At 65.6% G+C, this 18,137-nt stretch carries 13 protein-coding genes, 1 other RNA gene and 1 pseudogene; 6 read left to right on the top strand and 9 right to left on the bottom strand.

Features of this window, described 5'->3' with window-relative positions:
* Nucleotides 1-46 precede the first annotated feature (46 nt).
* Nucleotides 47-802 carry a substrate-binding periplasmic protein gene (locus G7Z99_RS02525; protein WP_181091724.1) on the top strand — a complete coding sequence of 252 codons (756 nt, stop codon included), beginning with the start codon at nt 47-49 and terminating at the stop codon, nt 800-802.
* A 237-nt stretch (nt 803-1,039) separates the two neighbouring features.
* Nucleotides 1,040-3,208, top strand: a complete 2,169-nt coding sequence (locus G7Z99_RS02520) for a TonB-dependent siderophore receptor (protein WP_258196924.1) — start codon at nt 1,040-1,042, stop codon at nt 3,206-3,208.
* An 81-nt stretch (nt 3,209-3,289) separates the two neighbouring features.
* Here G7Z99_RS02520 and G7Z99_RS02515 read toward each other — a convergent pair whose 3' ends face one another.
* Nucleotides 3,290-3,775 carry a DUF2938 domain-containing protein gene (locus G7Z99_RS02515; protein WP_181091720.1) on the bottom strand — a complete coding sequence of 162 codons (486 nt, stop codon included), beginning with the start codon at nt 3,773-3,775 and terminating at the stop codon, nt 3,290-3,292.
* Nucleotides 3,776-3,857: 82 nt separating this feature from the next.
* Here G7Z99_RS02515 and G7Z99_RS02510 point away from each other — a divergent pair.
* Nucleotides 3,858-4,252 (top strand): annotated as a pseudogene (locus G7Z99_RS02510) (helix-turn-helix domain-containing protein).
* Here G7Z99_RS02510 and G7Z99_RS02505 read toward each other — a convergent pair.
* From G7Z99_RS02505 to G7Z99_RS02490, 4 genes are all read right to left on the bottom strand, one after another.
* Nucleotides 4,198-4,419 (bottom strand): hypothetical protein, encoded by a 222-nt coding sequence (locus G7Z99_RS02505; protein ID WP_181091909.1) that lies wholly within the window; start codon nt 4,417-4,419, stop codon nt 4,198-4,200. The pseudogene G7Z99_RS02510 and the gene G7Z99_RS02505 sit on opposite strands and share 55 nt — an antisense overlap.
* Before the next feature lie 257 nt (nt 4,420-4,676).
* Nucleotides 4,677-6,632: a hypothetical protein gene (locus G7Z99_RS02500; protein ID WP_181091718.1), complete on the bottom strand. Its 1,956-nt coding sequence runs from the start codon at nt 6,630-6,632 to the stop codon at nt 4,677-4,679.
* Between the two features lie 33 nt (nt 6,633-6,665).
* Entirely contained in the window at nt 6,666-7,064 is a 399-nt protein-coding gene (locus G7Z99_RS02495) for a hypothetical protein (protein WP_181091716.1), read from the bottom strand.
* Complete coding sequence (locus G7Z99_RS02490) at nt 7,057-7,500, bottom strand: hypothetical protein (protein WP_181091715.1); 444 nt, start codon at nt 7,498-7,500, stop codon at nt 7,057-7,059. Before G7Z99_RS02490 ends, G7Z99_RS02495 begins: the two co-directional genes overlap by 8 nt.
* Nucleotides 7,501-7,752: 252 nt before the next feature.
* Between G7Z99_RS02490 and G7Z99_RS02485 the strand changes: the two genes are divergently transcribed.
* The 3 genes from G7Z99_RS02485 to G7Z99_RS02475 are packed head-to-tail and all read left to right on the top strand — an operon-like array spanning nt 7,753 to nt 10,756.
* Nucleotides 7,753-8,739 (top strand): DUF1852 domain-containing protein, encoded by a 987-nt coding sequence (locus G7Z99_RS02485; RefSeq protein ID WP_181091714.1) that lies wholly within the window; start codon nt 7,753-7,755, stop codon nt 8,737-8,739.
* A 27-nt stretch (nt 8,740-8,766) separates the two neighbouring features.
* Nucleotides 8,767-9,798, top strand: a complete 1,032-nt coding sequence (locus G7Z99_RS02480; RefSeq protein ID WP_181091713.1) for a methionine synthase — start codon at nt 8,767-8,769, stop codon at nt 9,796-9,798.
* Between the two features lie 28 nt (nt 9,799-9,826).
* Entirely contained in the window at nt 9,827-10,756 is a 930-nt protein-coding gene (locus tag G7Z99_RS02475) for a LysR family transcriptional regulator (RefSeq protein WP_181091712.1), read from the top strand.
* Nucleotides 10,757-10,895: 139 nt separating this feature from the next.
* On the opposite strand, the gene ffs is transcribed toward G7Z99_RS02475, so the two are convergent.
* From ffs to smc, 4 genes are all read right to left on the bottom strand, one after another.
* An RNA gene (gene ffs, locus G7Z99_RS02470) (signal recognition particle sRNA small type) lies at nt 10,896-10,992 on the bottom strand.
* A gap of 121 nt (nt 10,993-11,113) precedes the next feature.
* Complete coding sequence (gene ligA, locus G7Z99_RS02465; protein ID WP_181091711.1) at nt 11,114-13,453, bottom strand: NAD-dependent DNA ligase LigA; 2,340 nt, start codon at nt 13,451-13,453, stop codon at nt 11,114-11,116.
* 94 nt (nt 13,454-13,547) lie between these two features.
* A complete protein-coding gene (gene zipA, locus G7Z99_RS02460) occupies nt 13,548-14,444 on the bottom strand; it encodes a cell division protein ZipA (protein ID WP_181091710.1) in 897 nt (298 codons plus the stop codon).
* A 203-nt stretch (nt 14,445-14,647) separates the two neighbouring features.
* A complete protein-coding gene (gene smc / locus G7Z99_RS02455) occupies nt 14,648-18,136 on the bottom strand; it encodes a chromosome segregation protein SMC (RefSeq protein WP_181091709.1) in 3,489 nt (1,162 codons plus the stop codon).
* Nucleotide 18,137 lies beyond the last annotated feature (1 nt).

Genomic DNA, 18,137 nt, shown 5'->3' with positions numbered 1-18,137 from the left:
TCCCAGCGGGCCAGGCCCCACCCTCTTGACCCGGGGAGACCTTGGTGTGCGACGACTGCTAGCCCTGTTGATGCTGTGCGCAGCCCCCTGCCTGGCAACCCCTGCGACCCTGCGCATCGCGGTCTCCGAGAGCTGGAGCATGCCGCTGATGCAACTGCGCGACGATCGCCCGGTGGACGGTATTCTGTTCGAGGTGTTCCAGACCCTGGCCCGACGGGCGGGGGTCGAACCCGAGTACCACCTCATGCCGCGGCTGCGGCTGCAGCAGGCCATGCGCGAGGGCGACATCGACGTGCAGTGCTACGTGGCGCCGGCCTGGCTCGACCCGATCCCGCCTGGCTATCGCTGGAGCGTGCCGCTGCTGGTCCAGCGCGATGTGCTGGTGGCCGCGCCAGGCGTGGCGGCGTCGACCACCCTGGCCCAGCTGCATCGAGAGACGGTGGGCGCCGTGCTGGGCTTTCGTTACCCCGCGCTGGATACCGCCTGGCAGTCTGGCGAACTGCGCCGCGAAGACAGCCGCAACCAGCTGCTGGCCTTGCAGAAGCTCGAGGCTGGGCGGTTCCGCTTCGCCGTGAGCAACCAACTGACGCTCGACTGGTACAACCGCCAACTGCCGCCGGATGAGCGGCTGCAGGCGCTCGAGGTGCTGGAGGAGGACGCGCTGGGGTGCCTGGTGCGCGACGACCCCCGGCTCCCGGTGCGTGCGCTGCTGGCCGAGCTCAAGCGCATGAAGCGTTCGGGAGACATCGATCAGGTGGTACGCCGTTACCTGGCCAGGACGGCGACTGCCCCCAGCGACTGACCTGGCGCGGTCGCAGGCCGCTGGCACACACGGTGTGCGATTGCGTTCACTTACCATCTGAAACATAAACGCATATGTGAAATATTTTTATTTACACTTTTTTCACAATTGGCTAGCCTTCTGCCCGCACCGATGGCTAGGTGCCTTCGCCTTAAAAGGACGTTCACTCTCAGACTTCGACACCGCCCCATTCGAGGCGCGGGTCCGCTTGGGTTTTGCCCGGGGAACCTTTCGAGCATGAATCGCTTTGCTGTGCGCCCACTGGCGCTGCTGATTTCGCTGACCACCGCCAGCTCGCTGGCCGCCGCCGCTGATGTCATCCAGCTGGATGCGAGCCAGGTCACGGCGGAAACCTCGGGTGTGGCCGGGCAGGCGACGACCGAGGGGACCCGGTCGTATACCACGGGGTCGATGAGCACATCGGCAGGCCTGCCGTTGTCGATCCGGGAAACGCCGCAGTCGGTGAGCGTGATCACGCGCCAGCGCATCGAGGACCAAGGGCTGAACAACCTCGATGACGTGGTGAAGGCTGCGCCCGGGATAACGCTGCGCAGGACCGGTTCGGACCGTCGTGAATACCTGGCGCGAGGCTTTCGCATCGACAACCTGATGTACGATGGCCTGCCCACCACGGCGGGCACCTTCACCCTCGACACCTTGTCCGCTGCCGACCTGGCGATCTACGACCGCATCGAAGTCGTCCGTGGCGCGACGGGCCTGATGACCGGTGCCGGCGACCCTTCCGCCACCTTGAACCTAGTGCGCAAGCGCCCGACCGCCACGCCGCAGGCCAGCGTCACCACCAGTGCCGGCAGCTGGGACCGTTACCGCACCGAGGTCGATGTTTCCAACAAGCTCAACGACAGCGGTACGCTGCGTGGGCGTGCAGTGGCGGCCTACGAGGACAACGACAGCTTCGTCGATGTCCGTGGCACCAAGCGCCAGACCTTCTACGGCATCCTGGAAGCCGACTTGAGCGATGCGACCACCTTCACGGTCGGCGCCTCCAAGCAGCGCGAAGACAAGAAATCCGACTGGGGCAGCCTGCCGGCAGGCCCAAACGGCGAGAACCTGGGCCTGTCGCGCTCCACGTTCCTCAGTGGCGACTGGGGGTACTGGGACCAGGACACCTACACACTGTTCAGCGACATCACCCATACCTTTAGCAATGGCTGGAAGGGCAAGATCGCCGCGCAGAAAGTCTGGGGCGAGTCGGACACGTTCTCTAACTACCTCGGTTCGACAGACCAGGAAAACAGATTTGCCTACACCTCGGTCTCCAAGCTCGGAACAGCTTCGGGTCATTACCTGACTGACGACGACCTGTTCAACGTCGATGCCTCGTTAGGCGGCAACTTCCAGCTGGGCGGACGCGAGCATGAGTTCATGGTCGGCCTGAACCGCCGTCAGGAGAAGTACAACCAGCGCGGCGGCTACTGGGGCCTCACGCCGGTCGACATCTACAACTTCGATCCGGGCAGCGTCACCAAGCCATCGCTCAGCGATCGCACAGCCTACTCCAACCATAACGTCACCACTGAAGAAGCGGCCTACGCAGTGGCACGCTTCAACCCCATCGATCCGTTGCATGTCATCGTGGGCGGTCGCGTGAGCTGGTGGGACTACGACAAGATCGGCAGCGACAGCGACTACAAGACGACGCGTGAATTCACCCCGTACGCCGGCGTGATCTACGACTTCAACGATACCTACTCGGCCTACGCCAGCTACACCGAAATCTTCAAACCACAAAGTCAGGAGGACGTTGGCGGTTCTGTCCTCGAACCGATGACGGGTAAAAGCTACGAAGTGGGTCTGAAGGCCGCGTACCTGGACGGCGCCCTGAATGCCTCGGCAGCACTGTTCGAGACCAACCAAGAAAACCGGGCCTACGCCATCGCCAATCAGCCGGCAGCGTGCAGGGCGACGAATCGCACCTGCTATGAAGCCGCGGGCGAAGTCCGCAGCCGCGGTATCGATACCGAGCTGAGCGGCGCGATCACGCCCAACTGGAACTTCTCGGCCTCCTACACCTATGTCATGAGCGAGTACGTCAAGGACAAGACCTACCAGGGCAGCCGGTTCGCACCCAACCAGCCCAAGCACCTGTTCAAGGCGGTTACCTCGTACAACCTCACAGGCGACCTGAGCAAGTGGCGCGTCGGCGCGGACGTGTTCGCCCAGAGCAGCACCTACGAACGCGTCGGCCTTGGTCACGCCGATCAAGACAGCTACGCCGTGGTCGGCCTGATGGCCGGCTATCGCTTCGACGAGCACTGGGACGGCCGGGTCAACCTCAACAACGTGTTCGACGAGAAGTACTGGCAAGGCATCCCGACCGGTACCGGTCAGGGCGTCTACGGCGACCCGCGCAACGTGATGTTCAGCCTGAAATGGACCTTGTGATCGGCCCGACCAGCTGATCCACGACCCGGCCCTGGCCCTGACAGCAGCCCCCCCCCTTGCTGCCAGGGCCTTGGCCCCTTCCTATACAGCCCACACCCAGGCTGACGCATACAACCCCGCGCCGAACACCAGGTGTGTCGCTACACTCCGCGCGCACCCACGCCAGGGTGTAGCCGTATGCCGTGCGAACAGCCCCAGCCCCATCGCCGGCTGCATCACGCACAGGGGCACCATCGCCGTCAGCGCACCGAACACCAGCGCCACGCCGAGCGTCGGCTGCCGGCTCCACCCGGCGCCGACCCACGCCAGGAACAGACCGGCGAACACGATGCCCACCCCATAGTGAAGCCCCCAGCCCCACGCGCGCTCGAACGCCACTGGCGAGGCGCTGCCGATGGCCTGATGTCGCCATCGCCCCCGCAGCCCATGACCGACCCAGCGCCCCAGCAGGGCGTAATCCAGCGTGCGCACACCCAGACGGCGGAGCAGCCACGTCCACAGGTCCATGACCAGCGTGGCACCGAGTCCGACCTGCAGGGTGGCGAGCGTGAAAGCAGCGATGTTCATGGCGAGATCCTTGCGCGTTGACGGGTGATGACCTGCCGCGCAGCATAGAAGTTGAAGTCAACTTCAAGTCAAGGAGCCTTTCATGGACATTGCCGACGTCGCCAGACGCACGGGCGTACCGGCCTCGACGTTGCGGTACTACGAGAAGAAAGGGCTGATCCGATCGCTAGCGGGGCCAGGCCAGCGGCGTCAGTTTCCGGCCGATGTCATCGACCGGCTGGCGCTGATCGCGCTGGGCCAGGCTGCGGGTTTTCCCTCGACGACATCGACGGCATGTTCGGCCCGTCTCAGATCGATCGGCAACGGCTAGTCGACAAGGCCGTGGAGCTGGAAGCGACGGCCAGGCGGTTGATGGCCCTGGGCAAAGGCCTCCGCCATGCCGCCGCGTGCCCCGCGCAGGACCACCTGAGCTGCCCGACCTTTCAGCGGTTGCTCAAGGTATCGGCGAATGCGGTGCGGGTGAGGAAGCGTCGGTAGATCGAGACCCAGATCGAGCTTTGGCGATCCCGGATGAAGAGCACCGACCTGTCGGCGATTGCGACGGTGCAGCTTGCATCGTCATCGCGGGCAAGCCCGCTCCCACCCCGTAGCCACACCGCAACGGTACACGTCGACACTCGACCACCCTGTGGAAACAGTGTCATGGACGCTTCGAGCCCTACGGTGAGAGGGGCCATCACGGTCCTGTGCAGGCTATGTGAAAACCCCACCTGCTTTTTTCAAATCGCGTTCCTACGCGAATTCTGAAGAAGTTTGGCGACTCAACTCACCCAGAATTCACATAGCAATCTGATTTTCAGGCTGTTTTTTGATCAGCTGCATCGGTGGAGAGGTTTTCACACAGCCTCTGTGGGAGCGGGCTTGCCCGCGATGAACACGACGCGGTTCTTGCCAGGCCTGCTCAATACCCATGCGCCCCACGGTGGTTGCTCGCGTGAAACCCGATCCACTCCTGCAAGTCGTACGGCAGGTACAACCGATGCTTGGCCCGGGAGATCCCGATGTAGATCGCACAGATGCGATGGTCGAACTCGTACGCATCCTTGAACGGCACCGTGGTGAGCAGCCCCGGTGTCAGCAGTACCTGGTCGAACTCCCAGCCACCGGCCTCCTCGGCCATCAACAACAGGCAGCTCGACGCGCCCTCGCTGATCACCCGATCGAGCGCCGTCACATCGGCCACGCGCAGGCCCTGCTCGAGTTCGTCCTGCACCCACAGGAACGACTCATCGAACCGGTTGGCCTCGCGCACCCGGTGCCAGTCGGTCATCTCGGCGAAGGCCGGATGCCGCTCGGCCCGCCCGGTCTCGCCGTACACGTCCGGACGGAACAGCCTGACGGCGCTCTCCATGAACCACTTCAGGTCATCCTCGGCCCGCTTTTCGAGGAACCCAAAGCCACAGTGCTGGCGACCCAGCTCCAGGGCCCAGCGCATGCTGTCCCAGCGCGACCCGGTCAGCACCACGCAGCCGGCCGGGGGCGTGAAGCGCTCGGGGTAGGTCTCGATCCGCACATCGGCATCGCGCGCGCCCTCGAACGGCAGCCGGGGTTGGTGCGAGTGCAGCGAGATCAAGGGGTTGACCAGCGCCTCGACCTTGCGGCCAGAGCGTACCGAATAGCTCACATCGCTCTGCCGCACCCGGCGCTCGCGCTTGACCATCGGGCCGCTGGCCTTCTGGTATTCGTCGCCCAGGGTCACCAGCACCTGGCGCCCGCGCTCGATGATCTGCAACAGCGGCGGCGGGATGTCCTGGCTTTCGTCGACGATCACGTGGGTGAAGCGTGACGGCACCTGGCAGCCAGCCAGGCTGGCGCGCTTGATCAGCAGCAGCATCTCGAACCCCGTGCGCGGCGCCCAGTGCGGATGCATGTCCAGCCAGGTCCAGACGCGGCTGGCCAGCTCGAGCAGCACGCGCGCCTCGACCGGCGTCAACGGCTGCTGGAAGACCGGCAGGTGGGCGTTGCACAGCGTGCGGTCCCACGCGTCACAGTAGCGCGCCAGCACGACCAGACAGATGTCCAGCGCCTGCACCGGCCCATACGCACGAAACCCGTGGATCGACAGTTCGTCACACACCGCCGCCTTGGTCGCGAGCCGCGCCGTGCTCTTTACGGTACGCGCGCCACGCGGCGCGGCCAGGACGGTGTCGGCGAAGGCCTTGAAGCTCAGGCCCGGCAGCTTGCCCTTGCCGCCCAGGCGACGCCGCAGGGCTTCGAGCTTTTTGTCGGTACGCGCCAGGGCCAGGGTGCGCCCCGGCCGCAGGCAGTCCACCAAGGCGCCGAGCAGGTGACTCTTGCCCACCCCGGCGTACCCTTGCACGTGCAGGTGCTCGTCGAGGTTGGCGCGAAAGGTGCGCACCAGCCGGTCCTGCGCCGAGCTCAGCCAGCGCTCACGCCCACGGGCGGTGATCATCTGGCTGGCGAACGGGTGGTGGCGATGGAAATGGCGGGCCTTGTAGTGCACGTCCCAGCGACCGTCGGGCAGCAGGTACTCCTGAGCCGTCACCTCGTCCGCCTCGAGCAACCGCAGGCCCAGGCCATCGAGCAAGCCCAGGCCGAAGTAGAGCTTGCGGGCATCGAACAAGCGTTGCGCCTCGGTCAGCAGGCGGGCGCCCCTGCCCTCGACGCGCTCCCGTTGCCAGGCCAGCAGCTTGGCCAGGATCGTCTCCGCGCCACCGGCACTGACCGCGTGTTCGCCCGCCTGCGCCACGTGCTGGATCACCAGCACCGCGGCCAGTTCCGGGTCGCTGAGCGTCTCCAGCTCCGCCACCCCCTCCTCGCCGAGCAACTGCTGGCAGCGCTCCTCGGCAATGGGCAGGTAGACGGGGCTGGAGAGGTCGAAATGTTCCGGTTGCATGGGGTCTCGTGGTGTGGACGATGGGGCTAGGCGTCAACGCTGGTCAGGTTCTTCAGGGTCGTCGCGCCTGGCGGGGCGATTGGCCAGCAGCTTGGAGGCCGCGAGCTGCGCGACCATGCGCTGCGCCGGGTTGACGGGCGCCGGCCGCTGACGGACGTCGCGCAGCAGCTGGGCATCGATCAGGCGTTGGCGTACGGTCGCGGCCGGCAAGGACAACGTCCTGCCGAGGTCGGCGATGATACGTTGCGCGGTCTCGATGTTGTAGGGCTCGTCGTCGACATAGATCACGCCATGGCCACGCCACTTCACCTCATAGGTGGCGAGCAGCGGCGCCAGGTGCTGGGCGAGCACTTCGTCCGAGAGGTGTGCAGCGGGCGGATCGGCTGCAGCCGGCAGCGTCGCGTCAGGGTCTGGCGGGGTCGAATCACTCATCGGAAAGGCCTGTGCACTCGAGGTCGAAGCGGTAGTCACCCAGGGTGCCGCCCATCTTGCCGGTGAGCGAATGCGCCTCGGCGTCGTGCAGTCTACCGTCAAGTTCATGCAGAGCGGTCTGGATCAATGCACGAAGGTCGTCGACGGTGGCGGCAGACACGTCCAGCCGCAGGTCGAACCGCTGGCGGCCGGGTCCAGGCGCCAGCTCGTCGGACAGGGGCAGCGCGGGCACGGACTCGACCGGGTCAGGCACGTCCATCGGCGGCGCGTCGCCCTGGGCCTGCAGGATGCGCTCATGCTCTTCATCCATTTCATCCAGCACCCATGACAATTCCAGGGTGCGCTCCGGAGACGCCTGCATCTGATCCTTGATGGCCAGACGCCGGGCCTGCCATTCCCGAATGCGCTCCGCGATGAGCGGGTCGACTTGATCCACGGTTACCACTCCTGACGCGTTGACGAACATCACTGACGAGTAGGCACCAGGATGCCGGCAGGATCAAGCGGTGCAAGGATTCAAAATGTGCAATGCAGGTCGAGCTACCGATGCGTTCGCCCACCCCGCCAGACAGCGTCATGAGCGCGGCTAAAGGGCCTGTGAAATCAATTCAGTTCCGCCCCCTCTACCCCGTCCCTACCATACGACCGACTGGCAGGGCCTGTCGATATGCGAGCGAGACGACCGATCATGACGTGCACAGACTTCCTTTTTTCCATCAAGACCGTGGACTTCTACGAACACTACCGCCCTGCCCCCACGACACGGGTGACGACCAACTTCGCCAACCTGGCGCGGGGCGAACGCCGTCAGGACAACCTGCGCAACACGTTGCGCATGATCGACAACCGCTTCAACGCCCTGGCACAGCGGGACAACCCTGAAGGCAACCGCTACGCCGTCGAGCTCGACATCGTTTCCGTCGACCTGCACCTCACCGCTGCGCGTGACGGTCACGCACTCCCGCTGATCGAGATGTTGAAAACCACCGTGCTCGATCGACACACCGGTGAGCGCAGCGCAGGCATGGTCGGCAACAACTTCTCCTCCTACCTGCGCGATTACGACTTCAGCATCGTGCTACCCGCGCATGCCACGGCTTGCTCGGTCGCCAGCGCACCTGCGCACTTCGGCGAGCTGCACGGCAAGCTCTTCAGATGCTTCGTCCAGTCGAGCGCGTACGCCGCGCACTTCGACAAGCCGCCGGTCATCTGCCTGAGCGTGTCGAGCAGCAAGACGTACCACCGCACTGACCATCACCACCCGGTGCTGGGCTTCGAATACCAGCAGAACGCGCATTCACTCACTGACGCGTACTTCGCCAAGATGGGCCTGCAGGTGCGCTACTTCATGCCGGCCAACAGTGTCGCGCCCCTGGCGTTCTATTTCACGGGCGATCTGCTGGCCGACTACTCCACGCTGGAACTGATCAGCACCATCAGCACCATGGACATGTTCCAGAAGATCTACCGCCCCGAGATCTACAACGCCAACTCGGCAGCCGGCAAGACCTATCGGCCCAGCTTGCAGCACCAGGACTACTCCCTGACACGCATCGTCTACGACCGCGAAGAGCGCAGCCGTCTGGCCGTCGAACAAGCCCGCTTCGTCGAAGCGCACTTCATCGAGCCCTACCACGCGCTCCTCGAACAGTGGTCGGCCACCTACACCGCGTGATCGACGCGGCACACCAGGTTCTTTCCCATGAAAACGCCATTGCCCACCTCCACCGCCGGCAGCCTGCCCAAACCCGCCTGGCTCGCCCAGCCCGAAACGCTCTGGTCGCCCTGGAAGCTGGACGACGAGGCGCTGATCGAGGGCAAGCAGGACGCGCTGCGCCTGGCCTTGCAAGAACAGCAACAGGCGGGCATCGACATCGTCAGCGATGGCGAACAGACCCGTCAGCACTTCGTCACCACCTTCCTCGAGCACCTCGAGGGCGTCGATTTCAAAAGGCGTGAAACGGTCAGGATCCGTGACCGCTACGAGGCCAGCGTGCCGACGGTCATCGGGACCGTCGCGCGCCGCGCGCCCGTGTTCGTGGAAGACGCCGCCTTCCTGCGTCGACACACCGACCAACCCATCAAATGGGCCCTGCCCGGCCCGATGACCATGGTCGATACGCTGTACGACGGCCACTACGAGAGCCGCGAGAAACTGGCCTGGGCATTCGCCGAGATCCTCAATCAGGAAGCCCGGGAGCTGCAGGCGGCCGGCGTCGACATCGTCCAGTTCGACGAGCCTGCGTTCAACGTGTTCTTCGACGAGGTGAACGATTGGGGCGTCGCGGCACTGGAGCGGGCCGCCGAAGGGCTCACCTGCGAGACGGCCGTGCACATCTGCTACGGCTATGGCATCCAGGCCAATACCGACTGGAAGAAAACACTGGGTCACCAATGGCGACAGTACAAGCACGCCTTCCCCAGACTCCAGGCCTCCAGCCTCGACATCGTCTCGCTGGAGTGCCACAACTCGCACGTGCCCCTGGAACTGCTCGAACTCATTCGCGGCAAGAAGGTGATGGTGGGCGCGATCGATGTGGCGACCCCTGCCATCGAGACGCCCGACGAGGTGGCCGACACGCTGCGCAAGGCGCTGCAATTCGTCGATGCCGACAAGCTCTACCCGTGCACCAACTGCGGCATGGCACCGTTGCCGCGCTCGGTGGCGCAGGGCAAGCTGAGGGCCTTGAGCGCAGGCGCGGCGCTCGTTCGCCAGGAGCTGTCGGCGCCATGACGACAGCCGCGAGCGTAGCCCGCTGCCCATGATCGACCTGAGGCACCTGCGCACCCTGCACGCCTTGCGCGAAACCGACAGCCTGCCCCTGGCCGCCGAACGCCTGCACCTGACGCAGTCGGCGCTGTCGCACCAGTTCCGCGAGCTGGAAAGCCGCCTGGGCCTGCCGGTATTCGTGCGCAAGTCCAGGCCCGTGCGCTTCACCACCGCGGGCCTGAAGCTGCTGCAACTGGCCGACCAGGTGCTGCCGCTGATCCGCACGACCGAACGCCACCTGGACAAGCTGGCCAGCGGCACCGCCGACCGGCTGCACATCGCCATCGAGTGCCACAGCTGCTACCAATGGCTGATGCCCACGCTGGACGCGTTTCGCAGCGACTGGCCGGAGGTCGAGCTGGACCTGGCCTCGGGGTGGTCGTTCGCGCCGCTGCCAGCACTGGCGCGGGGCGACCTCGATCTGGTGGTGACGTCCGACCCGGTGACCTTGCCGGGTATCACGTACATCCCCTTGTTCGGCTACGAAGCGCTGCTGACCCTCGACCGGCGTCATGCGCTGCGCGAAAAGCCGTATCTGGAGCCTGCCGATCTCGTCGGGCAAACGTTGATCACGTACCCCATCGAGCGTGACCGCCTGGACATCTTCACCCGCTTTCTGGACCCGGCCGATGTCGAGCCGGCGCAGGTCCGCACCGCGGAGATGACGGTCATGATGATGCAGCTGGTGGCCAGCGGGCGTGGGGTGTGCTGCCTGCCGAACTGGGCCGTGCACGAGTACAGCGCGCGGGGGTATGTGATGGCCAAGCGGTTGGGGAAGCAAGGGTTGCAGGCGACGCTGTTCGCGGCCGTGCGCAGCGACATGCTGGAGGTCGCGTACATGAGGGATTTCTTGCTGACGGCGAAGGATATTTCGTTTGCGAAACTGGAGGGGGTGAATGCGGTAGTGGGGTGTGCGGTGTGACGGTCTCGACCGTCTGCAGTGCACGGGCTGATTCGAGGTGTCGAAAAGAGTCACGACCCAGGACCGGGTTGCGGATTCGAAGAAGGTCTTCTTGATCGCGATGCCGTCGAGCGTTCGACGACCTGCGTAATGGAGGCAGCCCCACCAGCCACACCCCGGCACACGATGTTCCCGCCATGGCTGCTCCCTTCCGGGCCTGACCAGGTTAACGGGTAATCGTTGCGGAGGGACCGGTAGGGCCACCACGACGCCACTTGTCATGCGACAAGCGGCGCCATTGTACCGCGCTGGGCAGAACTTACAACCTCTGCGTCGAGAAAAACCCATCATTTCTCAATGACTTGTCGCGCAGGCCCGTCAAACGGCGATGCCCTGCCCTTCCAGGAAGCGCACGAAGGCGTCCTCGTCGAGCACGTCGAGCCCCAGTTCATTGGCCTTGGTCAGCTTCGAGCCGGCGCCGGGCCCGGCGACCACGCAGTGGGTCTTGCCGGACACCGAGCCGGATACCTTGGCCCCCAGGCTTTCAAGCTTGTCCTTGGCCACGTCGCGGCTCATGCGCTCGAGCGAGCCGGTCAGCACCCAGGTCTGCCCGGCCAGGGGCAGGCCTTCGGCGGTCTTCTTCTCGCTCGCCCAGTGCATGCCGAAGTCGCGCAGCTGGGCTTCGAGGGCATGGGCCAGACGCTGGTTGGCCTCGTCGCGGAAGAACGCGCGCACGGCGTCGGCCTGGCGGGTGTTAAGGGCCTGACGCAGGTCGATGCCGTCGGCCTCGATGATCGCGTCCAGGCTGTCGAAGCGGGCCACGAGCTTCTCGGCACCGGTCGGGCCGACCGAGGCGATGTCGAGCTTGGCGATCAGGCCGGCCAGGCTGGTGCTGGCGGCGAACTCGGCGCCCAGCTCACCTTCGTCCTGGAGCGTGAGGCCGCAGTCAAGCAGTTGCTGGATGACGCTGCGGTTGTGCTCGTCGTCGAAGAAGTTGTGGATCTCGTAGGCGACTTCCAGGCCGATGTCCGGCAGGTAGGTGAGCACCTGGGGCAAGGCGGCCTGGACCCGCGCGAGGCTGCCCAGGGAGCGGGCCAGGACCTTGGCGGTTTCCTCGCCGACGTCCGGGATGCCCAGGGCATAGATGAAGCGGGCCAGGCTCGGGCGCTTGCTGGCCTCGATCGCCGCCAGCAGCTTGTTGCTGGACACCTCGGCGAAGCCTTCGAGGGCCACCACCTGGTCGAAGGTCAGGCGGTACAGGTCGGCCGGCGAGCGGATCAGGTGCTGGTCGACCAGTTGCTCGACGCTCTTCTCGCCCAGGCCGTCGATGTCCATGGCGCGGCGCGACACGTAGTGGATGATCGCCTGCTTGAGCTGGGCGGCGCAGGCCAGGCGGCCGACGCAACGGTACACCGCGCCTTCGCTGGTGGTTTCCCGGCCCTTGCTGCGCTTGACCAGCTGGGTGCGCTCGACTTGGGCGCCACACACCGGGCACTGCTCGGGCACGTGCACCGGGCGGGCGTCGTCGGGGCGGCGTTCGGTGACCACTTGCATGACCTGCGGGATCACATCGCCCGCGCGGCGGATGATCACGCTATCGCCGATCATCAGGCCCAGGCGGCCGATCTCGTCCATGTTGTGCAAGGTGGCGTTGGACACGGTGACGCCGGCGACCTTGACCGGCTTGAGCCGTGCCACGGGGGTGACCGCGCCGGTCCGGCCGACCTGGAACTCGACGTCGAGCACTTCGGTGATCTCTTCGAGCGCCGGGAACTTGTGCGCCAGAGCCCAGCGTGGCTCGCGCGAGCGGAAGCCCAGCTCGCGCTGCGAGGCCAGGCTGTTGACCTTGAACACCACGCCGTCGATTTCGTACGGCAACGCGTCACGCCGTGCGCCGATGTCGTGGTAGTAGGCCAGGCACTCGTCGATGCCGGCGGCATGGCGCAGCTCGCGGCTGATCGGCAGGCCCCAGGTCTTGAGGGTCTCGAGGGTGTCGATGTGGCTGTCGGCGACCGGGGCCGAGGTGTGACCGACCCCGTAGCAGCAGAACTCCAGGGGCCGGCTGGCGGTGATCTTCGAGTCGAGCTGGCGCAGGCTGCCGGCAGCGGCATTGCGCGGGTTGGCGAAGGTCTTGCCGCCGACCTCGGCCTGGCTGGCGTTGAGCCGCTCGAACCCGGCCTTGCTCATGTACACCTCGCCGCGCACCTCCAGCTCGCTCGGCCAGCCACTGCCGTGCAGCTTGAGCGGAATGTTGCGCACGGTGCGCACGTTGGCGCTGATGTCTTCGCCGGTGGTGCCGTCGCCGCGGGTGGCCCCTTGCACCAGCTGCCCGTCGCGGTAGAGCAGGCTGACCGCCAGGCCATCGAGCTTCGGCTCGCAGCTGTAGTCGACGGCCGAACCGGCATGGGGCAAGTCCAGGCCGCTGACCACGCGCCGGTCGAACTCGCGCAGGTCGCTCTCTTCGAAGGCATTGCCCAGGCTGAGCATGGGGATCTGGTGGCGGATCTGGCTGAACGCCGCCAGGGCCTGGCCACCGACGCGCTGGGTCGGGGAGTCGGCGGTGACCAGGTCGGGGTGCTCGGCCTCGAGCGCCTTGAGTTCGTTGAACAGGCGATCGTACTCGGCATCCGGCACGCTGGGCTCGTCGAGCACGTAGTAGCGGTAGTTGTGCTGGGCGATGGCGTCACGCAGTTCGAGGATTCTGGATTCGGCAGTCATGTCTAGGTTCTTCTCTTGCAAAAGCAAGAAAGCAGCCGAAGCTGCTTTCCTGTCTGTTAACGGCTGGGCCCGCCCCGGCGAGCCCGCGTCACCTTCAGCGCTTCTGGGTCAACGCGCGGCGCTCGAATTCGACGATGCGCTGGCGGTAGTGCTCGATGGTCTGGGCGGTCAGCACGCTGCGCTGATCGTCCTTCAGTTCGCCATCGAGCTCGTGGGCCAGCTTGCGCGCTGCAGCGACCATCACGTCGAAGGCCTGCTTGGGATGGCGCGGCCCCGGCAGACCGAGGAAGAAGCTCACGGCCCGCGTGCTGAAATGGTCGATGTCGTCCAGGTCGAAGACGCCCGGCTTGACCGCGTTGGCCATCGAGAACAGCACCTCGCCGTTGCCGGCCATGCTTTCATGGCGGTGGAAGATGTCCATCTCGCCGAAGCGCAGCCCGCTTTCCAGGATGTTCTGCAGCAGCGCAGGGCCCTTGAAACCGCCTTCGTCACGGGAGATGACGCTGATGACCAGCACTTCCTCGGCCGGTGGCAGCTCCTTGGCCGGCGCCTGGGAAGGCGCATGACTGGCAGGCGCCGCCTGGGCCGACACGAAGCCGGTGCCACGGCGCTCGTCGGCATAGTCGTCGTGATCGTCGGCGAACAGTTCCGGCTCACGCACCTCACGTGACGCGGCGATTGGCGCGCTCTCGACCACCTTCTCCTTGCGCTTGGGCGCCTTGACCGGTTTGTGATCGCGTTCACGCGCCGGCGCGCTCATCGACGGCAGGTCGCTTTCGTCCAGCTCGGGCTCGCGCTGCTTGTCCAGCACCCGTGAAGGGCCCAGTACCTCGGCGCCGCCCTCTTCTTCGGGCAGGTTCGAGAAGCTGCGGTCCAGACGAAACTTCAATTTACCCTTGCCGCCGCGCATCCGGCGCCAGCCATCGAACAGAATGCCGGCGATGACGATGACGCCGATGAGGATCAGCCACTCGCGCAGACCGATTTCCATGTAATTCCGTGCCTCTGTAAAAAAATGTGCTTGGAAACAAAGGCTTCAAAGCCCTTTAACTCGTGGCGCCAACTCGCTGTTCTGGCAGGCGTTTTCCCACGTTTAAAACAGGTGACATAAAGCTAGCACGACCCACGGTAAGTTTCACCGTCTGTCTGACATGTCAGTGGCATTCTTGCCACTTGCACGCTTCTTCTCGCGCCTCAGGTGTCCACCAAGGCCATCGCCTCTTCCACATCCACCGCCACCAGCCGCGAACAGCCTGGCTCGTGCATGGTCACCCCCATCAGCTGATCGGCCTTCTCCATGGCGATCTTGTTGTGGGTGATGTAGATGAACTGCACGGTTTCGCTCATCTCCTTCACCAACCGGGCGTAACGCCCCACGTTGGCATCGTCCAGCGGTGCATCGACCTCGTCGAGCATGCAGAACGGGGCCGGGTTGAGCTTGAAGATGGCAAAGACCAGTGCCAGCGCGGTCAGGGCTTTCTCGCCACCGGACAGCAGATGGATGGTGCTGTTCTTCTTGCCCGGCGGACGCGCCATGATCGTCACCCCAGTATCGAGTAGATCTTCGCCCGTCAGTTCCAGATAAGCGCTGCCGCCACCGAAAACTTTTGGAAAAAGTGCCTGTAAACCTGCATTTATCAGATCAAAGGTATCCTTGAAGCGATTGCGGGTTTCCTTGTCGATCTTGCGAATGACGTTTTCCAGCGTGTCGAGCGCTTCGACCAGGTCGGCGTCCTGGGCATCGAGGTAGCGCTTGCGCTCGGACTGTTGCTGGTACTCGTCGATGGCCGCCAGGTTGATCGCACCCAGGCGCTGGATGCGCGCGTCGAGCTGTTCGAGCTCCTGCTCGGTGCCCTCCTCGCTGGCCTGTGCGTCGAGGGTCTCCAGCACCCCGTGCAAATCGTAGCCGTCGGCCAGCAGCTGTTCCTGCAGGGTCTTGCGGCGCACGTCCAGCCCCTGGCTCTCCAGGCGCAGCTGCTCCAGCTGGCCGCGCAGCAACTGAGCCTGCTGCTCGGCCTGGGTACGGCGCTTCTCGGCATCGCGCAGTTCGCGGTCGGCGTCGTCCAGGTGCAACCGCGCCAGGCGCATTTCTTCATCGACGCCCATGCGCTGCTCGAGCAGGTCCTCGAGCTTGAGGCGCAGCTCTTCCAGCGGGGCTTCGCCCTCCTCCAGGTTGAGGCTCAGTTGCTCCTGCCGCTCGAGCAGGCGCGCAGCCTGCTGTTCCAGGCGTTCCAGGGCCTGATGGGTGGAGTCATGCTGGGCCCGCAGCGAGCCCAGGCGCACGGCGAGCTGGTGCGCATGGTCCTTGTGCTGACGGGCGTCCTGGCGGGCTCGGTCGAGGGCCTCGCGCAGGCCATCACGGTGCGCCAGCAGCTGTTCGCGCTGGTCGGTATCCTGGGCCATGAGCTCCAGCGCGTCTTGCAGCAGCAGCCGGGCCTCGCTCAGTTGCTCATGCTCCAGGGCACGTTGTTCCTGCACGTCGGTGAGTTCTTCCTGCAAGCGCTGGCGACGCAGCGCCACCTGCTCGGCACGGGCGCGCACGGCGGACAGTCGCGCCTTGGTCTCGCCCAGCTGGCGGCTTTCTTCCTGATTGCGCCGACGCAGGTGTTCGCGCTGCGCCTCATGTTCGCGCTGACGCTCGCCCAGCGCCTGCACCTGTTCGGCGAGCTGGTCGAGGTGCGCCTGCTGCTCCAGCTGCCGGGCAATGAGGCGTTCAAGCTCCTGACCGCGCGCCAGCACGCCGCCCTGGGCATCGTCACCGCGGCTGACGCGCAGGAACTGCCGACCGACCCAGTAACCGTCGCGGCTGACCAGGCTTTCGCCCTGGGCCAGGCCGGCGCGCTGGGCCAGGGCCTGCTCCAGGCTGTCCACGGGGCGCACCGGGCCCAGCCAGGCAGACAGATCGACAGCGCTCTCGACCTTGTCGAGCAGGCTGCCGGCCGGCGCCGATCCGGCAGCCGTCGCCGTCACCAGGCGCAACTCGCCCTGCGCCAGGCTGGCGTAGTCGAGGCTGGCCAGGTCATCGACCAGGACTGCCTGCAGGTCGGCGCCAAGCACGGTTTCCACCGCCTGCTCCCAGCCCGGTTCGACGCGCAGGCCGGTGGCCACCCGTGGGCGCTGCTCCAGCCCCGCCTGCCGCAACCAGTGCGCGGTACCGGCGCCCGGCTCCAGCGCAGCCTGCTGCAAGGCTTCCAAGGAGGCTACGCGGCCCCCGAGGCGTTGCAGATCGCCCTGCAGCTGCTGACGACGTTCGTTGCCTTCGCGCCAGTGCTCGCGCACCTGCTCGAGCTGCTCGAGCGTCTCCTGCTCGGCCATCTGCAACGCTTCGATCGAAGCCTCGCCGGCGGCGACCTGTTCGGCCAGTTCGAGGAGGACGGCGTCCTGCGGGTCGGCACCGAGCTGATCACGCTCCTCGCCCAGCTTGCGCTGGCGTTCGGCAGTGCGCTCGAGCCCTGCTTCGAGCTGTTGCAGGCGTGACTGCTGCACTTCGGCCTGGCGACGTGGTTCGGCCGAGCGGGCGGTGAAGTCGTCCCACTGGGCCTGCCAGCCTTGCATGCCGTGCTCGGCCTCCTCCAGGGTGGCCGCGCTCTCTTCGGCAGCGGCCAGGCTCAGCTCGCGCTCCGGCTCGAGCATCTCCAGCTCTTCGGCCAGGCTGGCCAGCAAGGCGCGGTCGTTGCCCAGGTGCGACTCGGTCTCCTGGCGCGTGCGCTCGGCCTCCCTGAGGTCGTCCTGCAACTGACGCAAGCGCTGCTGACCGTGCTGGATGCTCTGCTCGACACGGGCGATGTCGCCTGCCACCGAATAGAAGCGCGCCTGCACTTGGTTGAAACGCTCGGACAGTTCATGATGCCCGTCGCGCAGCCGTTCGATGCTGGCATCGGCGTTACGCTGCTCGGCCACCAGCGCCTCGAACGCCACCTCCTGATCCAGGATCACCGCCTCGCGCTGGCGAACCCGTTCGTCCAGGGCGCTCCAGCGCAACGCCGACAGGCTGGCCTTGAGCTGGCGCTCGCGGGCCTTGTAGTCCTTGTACTTCTCGGCAGCCTGGGCCTGGCGGTGCAGGCGCTCGAGCTGGCGCTCCAGTTCTTCGCGCAGGTCGGTCAGGCGCGCCAGGTTCTCCTGGGTGCGACGGATGCGGTTCTCGGTCTCGCGGCGACGCTCCTTGTACTTGGAGATGCCGGCCGCCTCCTCGATGAAGTTGCGCAGCTCCTCGGGCTTGGCCTCGATCAGCTTGGAGATCATGCCTTGTTCGATGATCGAGTAGCTGCGCGGGCCGAGGCCGGTGCCGAGGAAGATGTCGGTGATGTCCCGGCGCCGGCATTTGGTGCCGTTGAGGTAATAGGTGTTCTGCGCGTCGCGAGTGACCTTGCGGCGAATGGAGATCTCGGCATAGGCCGCGTACTCGCCCACCAGCGTGTTGTCGCTGTTGTCGAACACCAGCTCGATGCTCGCCTGGCTGACCGGCTTGCGGCTGGTCGAGCCGTTGAAGATGACGTCGGTCATCGACTCGCCGCGCAGGTTCTTCGCCGAGCTTTCGCCCATCACCCAGCGCACGGCGTCGATGATGTTGGACTTGCCGCAACCGTTGGGCCCGACCACGGCGGCCATGTTGCTGGGGAAGTTGACCGTGGTCGGATCGACGAAGGACTTGAAGCCGGCCAGGCGAATGCATTTCAGGCGCATC

The organism is Pseudomonas entomophila, assembly GCF_013523165.1.
In the GTDB taxonomy this organism is placed as follows: domain Bacteria; phylum Pseudomonadota; class Gammaproteobacteria; order Pseudomonadales; family Pseudomonadaceae; genus Aquipseudomonas; species Aquipseudomonas entomophila_A.
Note: the sequence above shows the minus strand (reverse complement) of the source record. Positions and strands in the feature narration are given on the sequence as shown.

What these genes read in the sequence shown, in the direction of transcription:
- G7Z99_RS02485 (WP_181091714.1), top strand. Translation starts at nt 7,753, where the DNA reads ATGACGTGCACAGACTTCCTTTTTTCCATCAAGACCGTGGACTTCTAC.
- G7Z99_RS02480 (WP_181091713.1), top strand. Translation starts at nt 8,767, where the DNA reads ATGAAAACGCCATTGCCCACCTCCACCGCCGGCAGCCTGCCCAAACCC.
- G7Z99_RS02475 (WP_181091712.1), top strand. Translation starts at nt 9,827, where the DNA reads ATGATCGACCTGAGGCACCTGCGCACCCTGCACGCCTTGCGCGAAACC.
- smc (WP_181091709.1), bottom strand. Translation starts at nt 18,136, where the DNA reads ATGCGCCTGAAATGCATTCGCCTGGCCGGCTTCAAGTCCTTCGTCGAT.
- G7Z99_RS02495 (WP_181091716.1), bottom strand. Translation starts at nt 7,064, where the DNA reads ATGAGTGATTCGACCCCGCCAGACCCTGACGCGACGCTGCCGGCTGCA.
- zipA (WP_181091710.1), bottom strand. Translation starts at nt 14,444, where the DNA reads ATGGAAATCGGTCTGCGCGAGTGGCTGATCCTCATCGGCGTCATCGTC.
- G7Z99_RS02515 (WP_181091720.1), bottom strand. Translation starts at nt 3,775, where the DNA reads ATGAACATCGCTGCTTTCACGCTCGCCACCCTGCAGGTCGGACTCGGT.
- G7Z99_RS02520 (WP_258196924.1), top strand. Translation starts at nt 1,040, where the DNA reads ATGAATCGCTTTGCTGTGCGCCCACTGGCGCTGCTGATTTCGCTGACC.
- G7Z99_RS02500 (WP_181091718.1), bottom strand. Translation starts at nt 6,632, where the DNA reads ATGCAACCGGAACATTTCGACCTCTCCAGCCCCGTCTACCTGCCCATT.
- ligA (WP_181091711.1), bottom strand. Translation starts at nt 13,453, where the DNA reads ATGACTGCCGAATCCAGAATCCTCGAACTGCGTGACGCCATCGCCCAG.
- G7Z99_RS02505 (WP_181091909.1), bottom strand. Translation starts at nt 4,419, where the DNA reads ATGACACTGTTTCCACAGGGTGGTCGAGTGTCGACGTGTACCGTTGCG.